The sequence below is a fragment of the Enterococcus casseliflavus NBRC 100478 genome, assembly GCF_001544095.1.
Taxonomy (GTDB): Bacteria; Bacillota; Bacilli; order Lactobacillales; family Enterococcaceae; genus Enterococcus_D; species Enterococcus_D casseliflavus.
Genome location: NZ_BCPT01000004.1, coordinates 188,981 through 202,678 on the forward strand (window position 1 = coordinate 188,981; position 13,698 = coordinate 202,678).

The following is a 13,698-nucleotide window of genomic DNA, read 5'->3' on the forward strand; positions in this document are numbered from 1 at the left end:
TTGGTATGCTGAGTCCATCGTTAAAGAAACCACAACAAAAGGAGTACAAAAGAATGGTCTTTGGATTTGGGAAAAAAGAACAGATAATTGAAAAAGAAGTAATTAAAGAGGTGTATCGCACCCCTGAAAAGAAAAAAGCGCAAAAAATCGGGATCATCGTTGGCAGTACGAGAGAAGGCCGCGTGAGTCCGCAAGTAGCCGATTATGTTTTACAAACAGCACGCGCGCATAGCGACCGCTCGTTTGAAATCATTGATATCAAAGACTATGACTTGCCCTTTATGGGTACAGGTGAAGTGAACCAAGCGTGGAACGAAAAAATCGCTGAGTTAGACGGCTACATCTTCATCGTACAAGAATACAATCATGGCATATCAGCTTCCTTGAAAAATGCGTTGGACAGCGCTCGAGAGGAATGGTTCAACAAAGCAGCAGCGATCGTCAGCTATGGTTCGGCAGGAGGGATTCGTGCCGCTGAGCAAGTTCGCTTGATTTTGGCGGAACAAAAAGTAGCCACGGTGCGCACCAATCCTGCCTTCAACTTATTTACTGATTTTGAAAACTTTGCCACCTTTACCCCTGGCGAGCATATGACTGTAGGAATGAACGACATGTTGACGGAATTATTGGACTGGGCAGACACATTTGCCAATCGTTAAGAAAACAAAATAAGACAACCTTAGGAGGAACCTATCATGAAATTTGGTATTATTTTAGGCAGTACAAGAGAAGGACGCGTAAGTCCGCAAGTCGGAGCATATATTCAAGAAATTGCTAATCAACGGTCAGAGCATCAGTTTGAGATCGTTGATGTAAAGGCATTTGATTTACCGTTTATGGGAACGGCTGAGCCAAACTTGGCATGGAACAAAAAAATTTCTGAATTAGATGGCTATATCTTCATCGTGCAAGAATACAACCACGGTTTTGCAGCTTCCTTGAAAAATGCCGTAGATTCTGCTCGGGAAGAATGGTTTGATAAAGCTGCTGGGATTGTCAGCTACGGTTCTGGCGGTGGGATTCGGGCCGCTGAACAATTGCGCAACGTATTAGCTGAACAAAAAGTTGCCACCGTGCGGACCAACCCAGCCTTCAACTTATTTACTGATTTTGAAAGTTTCAGTACCTTCAAACCCGGTGAGCACATGGCTGCGGGTGTCAATGATATGCTAGATGAATTGTTGTTGTGGTCAACGGCTTTTGCCACGATTCGCTGATCTGTTTTTAAGACGCAATCATTTATAAGCGATCCTTTGCTGTTTCATCCCATGGATGGAACAGCTTTTTTGGCGTCTGCCAATCAAGGGTTCGATTGGCAAGGGTGTTTCACTGAAAGAAAGACCAAAAATCGGGTATACTAGAAGAACAGAAGATGCGGGCAACTGCTTTCGATTTTTCCAAAAACGAGCACGCAACCAGTAACAGAGGAGTGAACAAGAGCATGAATCTACTTTTTGCGATTGATGATCGGTTCAGCGAACAATTAAAAACAACGTTATATTCAATCAAACGTCATACGACAGCAGCATCTTTCGATGTCTATGTCTTACAAGAAAAAGAATTGAAACAAGGTGCAGAGCTCAAGGCTTTTTGTCAAAAGCTGGCGATGACCTATCATCCCATCATCATCGGTTCTGGCTCGATTTTTAAAACCGCGCCAGTCAGTGATCGCTACCCTGAGTCGATCTACTATCGATTATTGGCACAAAATTACTTGCCGCAGCAAGTGGAAAAAATCCTGTATCTGGATGCGGATATTTTGTGCATCAATGATTTGCGCCCCTTGTATGAGCTGACGTTAGGGGATTTTCTGTATGCCGCTGCCAGTCATTCCAAGCTGACAGAAGTGACGACGGTCATCAATAAAGTCCGTTTGCGCAATTATGAGTCAGAAGGCTACTATAATTCAGGTGTCTTGCTGATGAATGTGCACCAGCTGCGGCAAGAGGTCAAAGAAACAGAGATCGCTGCGTTCATTGAGAAAAATCATTTGAACCTCTTTTTGCCAGATCAAGACATTTTGAATGGGTTGTACGGCGATCGGGTGCTGGCGATTCCTGATCAGCTCTATAACTATGATGTACGGAAAAACCGTACGTATGAAACGATCAGTTTAGGGGAATGGAGTTTGGATTGGGTCATCGAGCATACCGTTTTGTTACATTTTTGCGGCAAAGAGAAGCCATGGAAAAAAGGCTACCGCAGCCGCTACGGGGCGCTATACAAATATGTAGAAAATGAACGCCGGAAGTTTGAAGAGGAACAATCAAAGTAGCTGTCATTGAATATAATCAAAATTACCTTGAAAGAAACGTCCACACGGCCGTTTCTTTTTTTAAGCGTTCTATTCTGCTTTTTTTCGATTCGATGGTACGATTAAATGAGAGAGTCATGAAAAAAGAAGGAGTGGAGAACATGAAATTTTTGATTTGGCTGGTCTGTGTGATCGGCATCGAAGCAACAGGAATCATCTCGAGTTTGTTTGCAGGAGACATCGCTGGAACGTATGCGCAAATGGAAAAACCTTTTTTAGCCCCTCCTGGTGGGATCATTGGGATCGTTTGGACGATTTTGTATGCCTTTATGGGAACAGCGTTGTATCTGTTGATCGTAGCCAAAGTCAATCCAGCGCTTAAAAAGAATGCCTATATCTTCTTTGCGATCCAGCAAGTACTAAACTTCTTGTGGAGTATCGTTTTCTTTGGCTGGAATGCTTACTGGGCAGGAACGGTCATTATTGTCTTGTTAGTCCTATCAGTGATTATTTGCATGATCCTCTTTGCTCGCATCGACAAAAAAGCAATGTACTTGTTTATTCCTTATTTGATTTGGTGTCTGTACGCAGGCTACTTAACGATTGGCTTAACTTTATTGAATGCCTGATAGAAAAACCCTCTTCCAAGCGTCGTGTTGGAAGAGGGTTTTTTCTTTTAGATATAGTCTTCAGTCAATTCCATAAAGCTGGCAACATCTTTTAGGACCATATCGATCCCTGCTTGCCAGAAGTCTGGTTTTGTTAAATCAACACCAAGGTGTTTTTGCGCCAGTTCTTCCGTCGTCATTGAAGCAGTATCTTGCAATAAAGCAATGTACTCTTCTTCAAAGCTAGACCCTTTTTCATTGGCATACGCATAGATCCCCATGCTAAAGAGGTAACCAAAGGTGTAAGGGAAGTTGTAAAACGGCACATCATCAATAAAGAAGTGCAATTTGGCTGCCCAGAAATGTGGATGATAAGTTGCTAACCCATCCGCATAGCTTTCTTTTTGCGCCGCTGTCATCATTTCCGTGATTTGCTCCGCTGAAACTAAGCCGTTTTGACGGGCTTGGTAGAAGCTGTTTTCAAAAATAAAGCGTGCATGGATGTTCATGAACATCGCGATCGCATTTTGCATTTTGGCATCCAATAGATTGATTTTTTCTTCCTTCGTTGTCGCTTCTTTGAGGGTTGCATCAGCAACGATCAATTCAGCAAAGGTACTTGCTGTTTCGGCAACGTTCATGGCATAGTTGCGGTTTAATTCCGGCAGCTCCCAAAGAACGCTGCTGTGAAACGCGTGACCTAACTCATGGGCAAGCGTCGCTACTTCGTTGACTGAATTGCTGTAGGTCATGAAAATACGTGACTCTTTGGTTTCTGGCAAGCTGGTGCAATAGCCGCCAGGACGTTTGCCAGGACGATCTTCTGCTTCGATCCAGCTTTTTTCAAAAGCAACTTGGGCAAAGTCAGCCATTTTAGGACTGAACTTACGGAAGTTGGTCAAAATAAAGTCAGCTGCTTCATCAAAGGTGTAGGTTCTTTCTTCCATGTCACCAAGGATGATCGGTGCATCTTGGTCTTGCCATTCCATTTTTTCTTTGCCGAAAAGCTGGGCTTTGCGGGTCAAGAAATCAACGATCGGCTGTTTGTTCTTTTGGATCGTGCCCCACATAGCATCCAATGTCGCTTTTTGCAGACGATTGTATTCTAATGGTTCTTTCAAGTAATCAGTGACCCCGTGAAGCTTGAAGGTAGAAAGGCGGAAGCCGTCTAAATGGTTCAAGGTATCTGCAAAGAGGTCTTCTTTTTCTGCCCACGTCTTTTCCCAAGTGTCAAATAAACGCGCACGAACTTCTGGATCTGGATCACCCATCATTTTATTGAAGGCTTGACCAGCGGACAAGTTGATCGTCGTGCCGTCTTCTTGAAGGAAAGGAATTTCGATTGAGGCAACGATCGTATCGTAATGTTGGCTCCAAGCATTTAAGCCATCTAAATTTAACGTGTTGATGATGGTTTCTTCTGCTTCGGATAACAATTCTTTGCCGTCGCGACGAATCTCGCTTAGACGAAAGGCGATTGGTGCTAAGTTTTCCGCGGTAAGTAATGCGGTCCAATCATCCTCAGAAATTTCTGTCAATTTTTTCGAGAAAACGGTTTGTGCTGCTTGCAGTGCTGGCAGTTTTGCGTAGAGGTCGCCGGTCAGGATTTTGGCTTTGCTGTCGTTGACATTCGCTGAAAGCAAGGCATTGATAAAGCTGCCACATTGTGAAAATCCTTGATTGATTGTGCCAGAAAGTTCGATTAATTCCTCTAATTTTGTCGCATTGTCTGAAGCGTTTGGTACCCAAGCGTCAACTTTTTCACGGTAAGTTTTGATTTCTTCTTCCAGTTGGTTCATGCGTTCTTTTAATTGAACAGAATCACTGCCTCCTGGAAAAATTGTTTCTAGATCCCAATTGATTGAATAGGTCATTCCTATCAAACCCCTTTCTTTTCCTACGATCTTATTAAGTATAGCATAGCCACATTTAGTCGCAACCATCGGATTTTTTTAATCGAAAAAGGAAAGCTATTGGTTGAAAAAGTTCTTTTCTTTCGTAAGCTTTGCCTGCATTGGGCGGGGAGGTCAAAATCAAAGAAAAGAACAAAATCGATCATTTTTTGATTCTCATCAAATTCTTATTTAAAAATTGCTGAATAAATATTACATAAAAAAAAATAACAACGAGTAAAAAAACGCTCGCAAGAAGATATTCACTCTTTATTGCATAATGACAAATGCTTTGCATAATGAAGGCGAAATACGTCGCTTGGTAAGCGCATACATTCTTGTACTATGTAGGCGTAATCAAAACAAAGGAGGATGTAAAGAAATGTCAAATGCTATTCATGTTTTTTCAGAAATCGGCCGCTTGAAGCAAGTCATGCTCCATCGCCCTGGTCGAGAATTAGAAAACCTCGTGCCTGATCATTTAAATCGCTTGTTATTTGATGATATTCCCTTTTTGGAACAAGCAAGGGCTGAACATGATCAATTTGCCGATGTATTGCGTAATAATAATGTGGAGGTGTTGTATTTAGAAGATTTAGCAGCAGAAGCGTTAACTAGTCAAGAAATCAAAGAGCAGTTTATCAAGGAATATTTAGAAGAAACAACGTTACAAAGCCCAGAAATCATTGCTGAAATTACCGATTATTTCTTATCTTTTGAAGATAACCGTCAATTCATCGATAAAACGATGGCAGGTCTAGCGAAAAATGAACTGAAATTGCCCCATAGTCAAAGCTTAGCTGGTGCTGTGGATGACCAGTATCCGTTTTTGATCGATCCAATGCCGAATTTGTATTTCACTCGTGATCCGTTTGCGACGATCGGTAACGGGGTTTCCTTGAATCGCATGTATTCAGAAACAAGACGTCGTGAAACGTTGTATGGCAAATACATTTTTGCTCATCATCCAATGTTCCAACAACAGCCACCGCACTTGCTTTATGACCGTGATCAGCCAACACGAATTGAAGGTGGCGATGAATTGGTTCTGTCAAAACGAGTGTTAGCGATCGGGATCTCCCAACGAACAGATGCCACTTCCATTGAACAGTTGGCTCGTAATGTGTTCCAACATGAACCAAGTTTTGAGTACGTCTTAGCTTTTGATATTGGTCAAGAACGCAAATTCATGCATTTAGATACGGTATTTACAATGGTTGATTATGACAAATTTACGATCCATCCAGAAATTGAAGGAGAACTGACCGTTTATTCAATCTCACGTGACGGGGATGGCGTAACCATCAAAGAAGAAAAAGATACGTTAGAAAACATTTTGTGCCGCTACTTAGAATTAGATGCAGTGGAATTGATTCGCTGTGGGGGGAACGATTTGGTCGCTGCAGCTCGGGAACAATGGAATGACGGTTCCAATACCTTGACGATCGCACCTGGCGAAGTCGTGGTCTATGACCGCAACACGATCACCAATCAAAAATTAACTGAAGCCGGCATCAAATTGCATAAAATCTCCGGCAGTGAATTGGTTCGCGGCCGTGGCGGCCCTCGCTGCATGAGCATGCCATTTATTAGAGAAGATATTTAATCTAGAGGAGGAATTACTAATGAAACAAGTATTTAAAGGAAGAAGCTTCTTAGCAGAAAAAGATTTTACGAAAGCCGAGTTAGAATACCTGATTGATTTTTCAATCTATTTGAAACAGTTGAAAAAGCAAAATATTTCTCATCGCTATTTGGAAGGCAAGAACATCGCCCTCTTATTTGAAAAAACGTCGACTCGGACACGGGCGGCATTTACGACGGCTGCCATCGATCTTGGTGCCCATCCAGAATTTTTAGGTGCGAATGATATCCAGCTAGGCAAAAAAGAATCCGTTGAAGATACCGCCAGAGTTTTAGGCAGCATGTTTGATGGCATTGAGTTCCGCGGGTTCAGCCAACAAGTCGTTGAAGATTTAGCCAAATTCTCTGGCGTTCCTGTTTGGAATGGCTTGACCGATGAATGGCATCCAACCCAAATGATCGCTGACTTCATGACGATCAAAGAAAACTTCGGTACATTAGAAAACATTACGTTAGTCTATGTGGGCGATGGCCGAAACAATATGGCGAATAGTTTGTTAGTGACGGGGGCGATTTTAGGTGTCAATGTTCGCATCTGTGCACCAAAAGAACTTTTCCCAGCTGAAGAAGTGACAGACTATGCCAACAAATTTGCCAAAGAATCTGGCAGTCAGCTGATGGTAACAGACGATATTCAAAAAGGCGTCAAAGATGCCGATGTTCTGTATACCGATGTTTGGGTTTCAATGGGGGAAGAAGACCAGTTTGAAGAACGGGTGAAGCTGTTGAAAGATTACCAAATCAACCGCGAAATGGTAATGGCGACTGGAAAACAAGACGATGGCTTGATCGTGCTTCACTGCTTGCCAGCGTTCCATGATACGAATACGACGTATGGAAAAATGATCGAAGAAAAATTCGGCATTTCTGAAATGGAGATCACAGACGACATTTTCCGCAGTCACTGGGGCCGTCAATTTGAAGAGGCTGAAAACCGAATGCACTCGATCAAAGCAATCATGGCAGTAACCTTAGGCGATCTCTTTATTCCTAGAGTGTAAGAAGGAGCAGTGAGCAGATGAGTGAAAAGAAACCAACGATCGTTGTCGCCCTTGGCGGCAACGCTATCCTAGCAGATGATGCCAGTGCCAAAGGGCAAAAAGAACGGCTTAAACAGACCGTCGAGTATTTAATTCCCCTGATCCAAAAAGACGTTCATTTGATCATTACCCATGGGAATGGGCCTCAAGTGGGAAATTTGGTTTTGCAGCAACAAGCCAGTGATTCTAGCAAAAACCCAGCGATGCCTTTAGATACTTGCGTGGCAATGACGCAAGGCAGTATTGGCTATTGGCTGCAAAATGAGCTGAGAATCCAGTTGAAAGAAGCCCAAATGGCTAAGCCGGTGGTAACAGTGGTGACGGAAATTACAGTCGATGCGCAAGATCCAGCATTTGCCCATCCGACCAAACCGATCGGTCCTTTCTTAACGGAAACAGCTGCCAAAGAAGCCATGGCAGCAACAGATGCCATCTATCGTGAAGATGCTGGTCGTGGTTGGCGGAAAGTCGTTGCCAGTCCTGCACCACAAGCGATTCAAGAAGTTGCCAGCATCAAGGCGCTGATTGAACAAAACACGATCGTTATTTGCGCAGGCGGCGGGGGCATTCCCGTGTTAGATAATGGGCTGGGGGTTGAAGCCGTGATCGATAAAGATTTTGCTTCTGAAAAATTGGCTCGTTTAGTCGATGCGGATCAGCTGATCATTTTGACGGGCGTGGAAAAAATCGCTTTGAACTTTGGCAAGGAAAATGAGCAGTGGTTGGATCATGTGACCGCCGCTGAATTGGAAACCTATGTCGATGAAGGGCATTTTTCACCGGGAAGCATGTTACCGAAAGTACAAGCAGCTTTGAATTTTGTCAAAATGGGCACAGAGAAACGGGCAGTGATTACTTCCTTAGATAAGCTGGCAGAAATTGAAGACGCTGGTACACAGATCACCTGGAAATAAGCGAAGTAGCAAAGCAAGTCCAAAACATTGGAGTGAGAGAAATGATCGACTACCAAATAAAAGATCCATCAACAAGAGCGAATAGCTTTCAATGGCTGGAAGAAGAAAATCAACAGCGATTGAAGGAGCATATTTACTGCCGTACGTACAAAAAAGGCCAAGTGCTTTTTTATGAAGGCGACGTAAGAGATCGGATATTCCATGTGATCGAAGGTCTCGTACGGATCGAAAAAACCGACGGAACTGATTCCTATTGTTATGTAGATTTTGTTGGGCCTGATCAGTTATTTCCTTTGATTGGCTTGTTTGAAAGAGACAACTATGATGTATCGGCATTCGCTGCAACAGACATTGTCGTGCAGTTTGCAGCGATGTCGCTGTTTGAACCGCTGGTTGTTTCATCTACAAGTCAGTTGCTGTGGCTGAATCAGCAAATGAGCCAGCAGTTGGAGAAGCAAAGACGCCGAGTGGAGTACTGTGTCACCTCTAGCGCGCAGACAAGAGTCGTCAATACGATCGGTCTCTTGATGATCGAGCACGGACAGTCACAAGGAGAGCAGATTCGCATTCCTTTTCCAGTTTTTATCAATGATATTGCTAAATACAGTGGAACGACGCGAGAGACGGTCAGTCAAACCATCAAGGCGCTCGTGCATAAAAGAAAGATTTATTATCGTTACAAAGAACTCATTATTTATGACAAAGATTATTTTTCCCATGTTGCGAATTGACCACAGACAGATTAGCTGTTGGCAATTTGCATCTAAGATTGATTCAATAGAGGAGGAACGAAGATGAAAAAAAAGCAAAAAGAAAAAAAGTCGCTGACATCGTTCAGTATCTTATTTCTGATCATTATTGCGTTGACGGTCGCTTCTTGGCTACTAGCCGGTCAGCCCTTTGCACCTTCATTACCAGCAGGGCAAGAAGAGATGGTCAGCCAAGTCGTCGGTGCCAAGTTTTCTGATTTCTTTATGGCGCCTTTTAACGGATTTCGTGATGCGATCGAGATCTGTGTGTTTATTCTTTGTTTGGGTGGCTTTTTGAATATTGTCACACGAACAGGCGCTTTAGAAGCTGGTATTCAGCATTTGGTCAAAAAACTCAAAGGCAACGAGTTGATTTTGATCCCGATTTTGATGGTGTTGTTTTCGATTGGTGGCTCAACTTATGGAATGGCGGAAGAAACGATTCCGTTCTATTCCTTATTAGCAATCACAATGGTGGCATCGGGCTTTGATACGATCGTCGCAGCAGGAACCGTCATGTTGGGGGCGGGTGCCGGTGTGATCGGCTCCACCGTTAATCCCTTTGCTACAGGGGTGGCAATGGATGCTTTACGAAGCATCGATATTGCTCCGAATAATGGCACGATCCTAGTAGTTGGCGCATTGCTTTGGCTAGTCACGACCGCGTATTGTATCTTTGTGGTGATGTCTTATGCCAAAAAAGTTAAAGCCGACAAAGGCTCCACGATCTTATCGCTGCAAGAGCAAAAAGAAATGGAAGAACATTTTGTCAAAGATACGAACGAAGACTTAGCGTTTACGCAAAAGCATCGCCTGATTTTGACGATTTTTGGCTTATCCTTTGTGATCATGGTGGTTTCCTTGATTCCTTGGGGCGACTTTGATATCCACGTGTTTGACGGTTGGACCGCCTTTTTGACCGGTAATAGCTTCGGTGAATGGTATTTTGGTGATTTGGCTATGTGGTTCTTCTACATCAGTATCATCATTGCATTGATTCAAGGATTCTCAGAAAAAGAAATCGTGACCAACTTTATCGATGGGGTCAAAGACATTTTATCCGTTGTCTTGATCATCGTTGTGGCACGGGGGGCTTCCTACATTATGCAAACGACGTACTTGGATCTGTTTATTTTGGATCGGGCTTCCCATCTTTTAGAAGGGTTATCACCTGTCCTGTTCGTAATTGGCGCCTATATTTTGTATCTGCTCTTATCGTTCTTGATTCCATCGACTTCAGGACTGGCATATGTATCGATCCCTATCATGGGTGCCTTGGCGCAAAGCATCGGACTCAATCCGAACGTCATGGTCATGATCTTTACTGCTGGTTGCGGATTAGTGAATTTGATCACACCAACTTCTGGCGTCGTGATGGGCGGATTGGAGCTGGCGCGGGTCAACTATTCTACTTGGACTCGCTTTATGCGCAAACCGTTACTGGTTATCGGAATTTCCAATCTTGCCATTTTAATCTTCTCGATGCTGTTCTTGTAAGCTGCGTTTCAAGAAGTGAACGAGACGGATCAACTATTTCAGTAAGCGAGGCGACTTGAGAGGAGCGGATCAAGTAAATGAAAAAAAAAGAGCGACAAGCAATTATCAAAAAACTCTTTGTCCTACATCGGATTGAGTCTCAAGAAGAATTGATGAATTTATTAAAAAAAGAAAATGTTTCAGCTACCCAAGCCACGATTTCTAGAGACATGCGGGAAATGAACATCGCTAAAACGTATGCCAAAAATGGCCGACCGTATTATTCGATCTTTGAATCCAAAGAGCAGGATCTAGAAGACAGAATTGCGTTTTCGATGTATGAGTATCTAAAAAAGATTACGCAGATTGACTTTTTAGTTGTCGTTCATACGGCTGAAAACGGCGCCGATGTGATCGCCAATTATCTTGATGAAATGGAGCTGCCAGAAATTGTCGGCACGATTGCAGGGTTTGATATTTTATTGATCATCACGCCGTCACAAGAAGCGGCAGCAGAGGTCGTCGAGCGGTTGAATCATTATGTAGAAGGCTACGAGATGGGTTCGTCATTATTTACTGGAGAAAAAAACGCAAAACAGCCCTGAGAATCGTTGAGGAAGCTGAACGTCACAAGCCCAAAGATCTCACAACCAAACGGGTGACGGCTTTTCATACCGATGGCTATTTTTAAAAAGAAAGAGTGCTTCTAAACTTGACGGAAGCACTCTTTTTGTGTGTGCAATGTCTCCACGGTTTGCTGGAAAAACAGTTGCATCACCAAATGAAAATGGTAAGATAGGAAAATGAGGAGTGAAAACTATGAAAAAATTACTGAAAGAACCGAACTTTTACTTTTGTATCGCAATTGCGGTAATGGTCATCCTCTTTATCAGCTCTTCACAAACCTATGAGCAGCAATCACAAATCGGGTTGCTTTCACGAATCTTAAAAAATGAACCATTGAAAGATTGGTTGGAGACGATCTCTTTTTCCTATGCTGGGTCGGAGATCAGTATTGCGGAAAAAGGCTATTTCTCATTTGTGGAATTTTTCATTCGCAAAGGTGCGCATTTCTTCACTTATTTTGTCTTAGGGGGCAGTTTGTTCTTAACGCTTAGTTTGCGAAAACAGCCTTTTTGGCTAGCCGCTTTTTTTGCTTGGTTGGCAGCCACCGGCTACGCTGGGATCGATGAATACCATCAAATGCTGACGGGAGGACGGACGCCGCTTTTTCAAGATGTCATGCTGGATTCAGCTGGAGCACTGACCGCCGTTCTTTTGGGGTGGTTGATTTGTCAGCTATCGAAAAAGTCACCTAAACGCCGCAAAACATAACGAGTTGTCGACGTTTTTTAAGCAGTAAGCTGTCAGAAAGTATAAAAAACAAGAGGCGAAACCAATGGAAAAAAGTTTGAGCAGTGTTAAAAGCAAATCGGAGTTTGTCGTGCATGAAAGTTTGCCGGTGGGGATTCTTCTTGCGATGGCAGGTGGTTTTTTAGATGCGTATACCTACTTGTTTCACGGGGAAGTATTTGCAAGTATGCAGTCGGGGAATGTCATTTTGTTAGGGATCAATCTTTCAACGGGGCAGTTTGAACAAGCCTTTCGATATCTGCCGCCAATCTTCATGTTTTTAGTGGGGATCGTAGTGACGAATTATCTGCAGCATCATTTTCCGACAGGGGGCTGGATCGTTTGGCAAAATGCCGCATTGATTTTTGAAGCAATCGGTATTTTGGTTCTGGGCTTTTTTGCTCGATCATTCCCCAATGTCATGATCGATTCGGGGTTATCTTTTTTTGCAGCGATTCAATATGCCGCCTATCGTCGATTGGCAGGGATGCCCTATGCCACCACGATGACCACCGGCAACTTACGTTCACTGGCTGATTATGTGTACATGCGCTGGTTTAAAAAGGACCGATCAGTGACACCCAAGATCATTTCTATTTCCTTGATCATCGGCGGCTTCTTTTTTGGTGCAGTCTTAAGCAGCTTGCTAGGGATTTTCTTATTCCACCGCACTATCTGGGTGGTTTCAGGGATTTTAGCCTTGGTGTTGGGGATCACGATCCATCATCAAAATAAACAATAGAAAAAAGACATTCGCTGGAATGTCTTTTTTGTCTTACTTTTTGGTGCTTGTGCGTGAATCTTTGAGATACAGTGCCGTTTCTACGAGTAGCGCTGCTAGAAGATAGCTGCCAAAAACGGCTACTTGGTAAAAAGCCTCTGCGATCAGCTCGTTGTGATGCAATAAAACGACCCCGCCTAGAAAGAGCATCGCTAACAAGGAGAACCACTGCTGGGCAAAACGCCAATTGCTGACACTGGCTGTACTGCGCTTGGTGCGAAAGCCGAATACATAATTGGGTTCTTCTCGGAAAAAGCACCAGAAGACGATGAAAAAAATACCCGTAAAAATCAACAACAAAAGTCCAATATCGATCGAGATCACTACCTTTCACGTGCGATTTGTTGGATAAGTAAGTGAAGCAACTAAAGATGAGTACATACTTATTGTATCCGCTATGAACGCTTCTATGAAGGGGAACAATCGAAAAATACGTGCTTCTAGCAAAAAAACGGCTGGCGATTTGCAGCGCCATCCGGTTTTTTATCCCCGTTGAAAAGGGCCTTTTGGTGCAATCAATTCAAGATTGGTACCGTCTGGATCTGTAAAGTAGGCAACACCTGTCCCGAAACCGCTTTTTAAACCATCTTGTTCTTCAAAAACGATGGGGGTGCCGTCAGGCTCAACGCCAATGGCTTTTAGACGAGCAACGGCTTCATCGATAGCTTCGACTTCAAAACAAAGATGCATCGCGCTGATTTGCTCATTGGAATAGCTAGCTTTGTTGGATCTTGGTTCGACGTATTCTAAAAGATCGATGTTGAGATTGTCTAAATGAAGATTGGCATATTTGATCAGTGTATCTTCTAATCCTTGCGTTTGCGCCATGCGTTTGCCGCCAATCGTATCTTGATTGGCGATTTTTTTTCCCGTTAATGCTTCATAAAATTGGATGGAACGTTCGAGATTGCTGACGGTGATTCCCACGTGGTTAACCATTGAAAAGCCTGTGTTTGTGTTTGTCATTATACTTCCTCCTAAGGTTTT

At 43.2% G+C, this 13,698-nt stretch carries 15 protein-coding genes; 12 read left to right on the forward strand and 3 right to left on the reverse strand.

Annotated features, from left to right (window positions below; genetic code table 11):
* The first annotated feature begins 53 nt into the window (after nucleotides 1-53).
* From ECA1_RS05250 to ECA1_RS05265, 4 genes are all read left to right on the forward strand, one after another.
* Complete coding sequence (locus ECA1_RS05250; protein ID WP_005230680.1) at nucleotides 54-659, forward strand: NADPH-dependent FMN reductase; 606 nt, start codon at nucleotides 54-56, stop codon at nucleotides 657-659.
* 36 nt (nucleotides 660-695) lie between these two features.
* A complete protein-coding gene (locus tag ECA1_RS05255; protein WP_005230681.1) occupies nucleotides 696-1,217 on the forward strand; it encodes an NADPH-dependent FMN reductase in 522 nt (173 codons plus the stop codon).
* Nucleotides 1,218-1,441: 224 nt separating this feature from the next.
* On the forward strand, nucleotides 1,442-2,275 hold the full coding sequence (locus ECA1_RS05260; protein WP_005230685.1) for a glycosyltransferase family 8 protein: 834 nt from the start codon (nucleotides 1,442-1,444) through the stop codon (nucleotides 2,273-2,275).
* 140 nt (nucleotides 2,276-2,415) lie between these two features.
* Nucleotides 2,416-2,883 (forward strand): TspO/MBR family protein, encoded by a 468-nt coding sequence (locus ECA1_RS05265; protein WP_010748985.1) that lies wholly within the window; start codon nucleotides 2,416-2,418, stop codon nucleotides 2,881-2,883.
* 47 nt (nucleotides 2,884-2,930) lie between these two features.
* On the opposite strand, the gene ECA1_RS05270 is transcribed toward ECA1_RS05265, so the two are convergent.
* Entirely contained in the window at nucleotides 2,931-4,736 is a 1,806-nt protein-coding gene (locus tag ECA1_RS05270) for a M3 family oligoendopeptidase (RefSeq protein WP_060791883.1), read from the reverse strand.
* Between the two features lie 400 nt (nucleotides 4,737-5,136).
* Here ECA1_RS05270 and arcA point away from each other — a divergent pair, with 400 nt between their 5' ends.
* From arcA to ECA1_RS05310, 8 genes are all read left to right on the forward strand, one after another.
* Entirely contained in the window at nucleotides 5,137-6,360 is a 1,224-nt protein-coding gene (gene arcA / locus ECA1_RS05275) for an arginine deiminase (RefSeq protein ID WP_010748983.1), read from the forward strand.
* Nucleotides 6,361-6,379: 19 nt separating this feature from the next.
* Nucleotides 6,380-7,399: an ornithine carbamoyltransferase gene (gene argF / locus ECA1_RS05280; protein WP_005230693.1), complete on the forward strand. Its 1,020-nt coding sequence runs from the start codon at nucleotides 6,380-6,382 to the stop codon at nucleotides 7,397-7,399.
* Nucleotides 7,400-7,416: 17 nt separating this feature from the next.
* Complete coding sequence (arcC, locus tag ECA1_RS05285) at nucleotides 7,417-8,352, forward strand: carbamate kinase (RefSeq protein WP_005230702.1); 936 nt, start codon at nucleotides 7,417-7,419, stop codon at nucleotides 8,350-8,352.
* 41 nt (nucleotides 8,353-8,393) lie between these two features.
* Nucleotides 8,394-9,083 carry a Crp/Fnr family transcriptional regulator gene (locus tag ECA1_RS05290; RefSeq protein WP_005230704.1) on the forward strand — a complete coding sequence of 230 codons (690 nt, stop codon included), beginning with the start codon at nucleotides 8,394-8,396 and terminating at the stop codon, nucleotides 9,081-9,083.
* 63 nt (nucleotides 9,084-9,146) lie between these two features.
* On the forward strand, nucleotides 9,147-10,598 hold the full coding sequence (locus ECA1_RS05295) for a YfcC family protein (protein WP_005230705.1): 1,452 nt from the start codon (nucleotides 9,147-9,149) through the stop codon (nucleotides 10,596-10,598).
* 77 nt (nucleotides 10,599-10,675) lie between these two features.
* The gene (locus ECA1_RS05300; RefSeq protein ID WP_005230706.1) at nucleotides 10,676-11,182 is read left to right on the forward strand and encodes an arginine repressor; all 507 of its coding nucleotides are present in this window, start codon (nucleotides 10,676-10,678) and stop codon (nucleotides 11,180-11,182) included.
* Nucleotides 11,183-11,396: 214 nt separating this feature from the next.
* Nucleotides 11,397-11,912, forward strand: a complete 516-nt coding sequence (locus ECA1_RS05305) for a VanZ family protein (RefSeq protein ID WP_034869460.1) — start codon at nucleotides 11,397-11,399, stop codon at nucleotides 11,910-11,912.
* 64 nt (nucleotides 11,913-11,976) lie between these two features.
* Nucleotides 11,977-12,672, forward strand: coding sequence for a YoaK family protein (locus ECA1_RS05310; RefSeq protein ID WP_005230708.1), 696 nt, complete (start codon nucleotides 11,977-11,979; stop codon nucleotides 12,670-12,672).
* A gap of 33 nt (nucleotides 12,673-12,705) precedes the next feature.
* Here ECA1_RS05310 and ECA1_RS05315 read toward each other — a convergent pair whose 3' ends face one another.
* A complete protein-coding gene (locus tag ECA1_RS05315) occupies nucleotides 12,706-13,035 on the reverse strand; it encodes an SdpI family protein (protein WP_005230709.1) in 330 nt (109 codons plus the stop codon).
* A gap of 159 nt (nucleotides 13,036-13,194) precedes the next feature.
* On the reverse strand, nucleotides 13,195-13,677 hold the full coding sequence (locus ECA1_RS05320) for a VOC family protein (protein WP_005230712.1): 483 nt from the start codon (nucleotides 13,675-13,677) through the stop codon (nucleotides 13,195-13,197).
* Nucleotides 13,678-13,698: the final 21 nt, after the last annotated feature.

Coding starts and splice junctions, on each gene's coding strand:
- ECA1_RS05310 (WP_005230708.1), top strand. CDS start 11,977: ATGGAAAAAAGTTTGAGCAGTGTTAAAAGCAAATCGGAGTTTGTCGTG.
- ECA1_RS05305 (WP_034869460.1), top strand. CDS start 11,397: ATGAAAAAATTACTGAAAGAACCGAACTTTTACTTTTGTATCGCAATT.
- ECA1_RS05290 (WP_005230704.1), top strand. CDS start 8,394: ATGATCGACTACCAAATAAAAGATCCATCAACAAGAGCGAATAGCTTT.
- arcA (WP_010748983.1), top strand. CDS start 5,137: ATGTCAAATGCTATTCATGTTTTTTCAGAAATCGGCCGCTTGAAGCAA.
- arcC (WP_005230702.1), top strand. CDS start 7,417: ATGAGTGAAAAGAAACCAACGATCGTTGTCGCCCTTGGCGGCAACGCT.
- ECA1_RS05270 (WP_060791883.1), bottom strand. CDS start 4,736: ATGACCTATTCAATCAATTGGGATCTAGAAACAATTTTTCCAGGAGGC.
- ECA1_RS05300 (WP_005230706.1), top strand. CDS start 10,676: ATGAAAAAAAAAGAGCGACAAGCAATTATCAAAAAACTCTTTGTCCTA.
- ECA1_RS05320 (WP_005230712.1), bottom strand. CDS start 13,677: ATGACAAACACAAACACAGGCTTTTCAATGGTTAACCACGTGGGAATC.
- ECA1_RS05265 (WP_010748985.1), top strand. CDS start 2,416: ATGAAATTTTTGATTTGGCTGGTCTGTGTGATCGGCATCGAAGCAACA.
- ECA1_RS05255 (WP_005230681.1), top strand. CDS start 696: ATGAAATTTGGTATTATTTTAGGCAGTACAAGAGAAGGACGCGTAAGT.
- ECA1_RS05250 (WP_005230680.1), top strand. CDS start 54: ATGGTCTTTGGATTTGGGAAAAAAGAACAGATAATTGAAAAAGAAGTA.
- argF (WP_005230693.1), top strand. CDS start 6,380: ATGAAACAAGTATTTAAAGGAAGAAGCTTCTTAGCAGAAAAAGATTTT.
- ECA1_RS05260 (WP_005230685.1), top strand. CDS start 1,442: ATGAATCTACTTTTTGCGATTGATGATCGGTTCAGCGAACAATTAAAA.
- ECA1_RS05295 (WP_005230705.1), top strand. CDS start 9,147: ATGAAAAAAAAGCAAAAAGAAAAAAAGTCGCTGACATCGTTCAGTATC.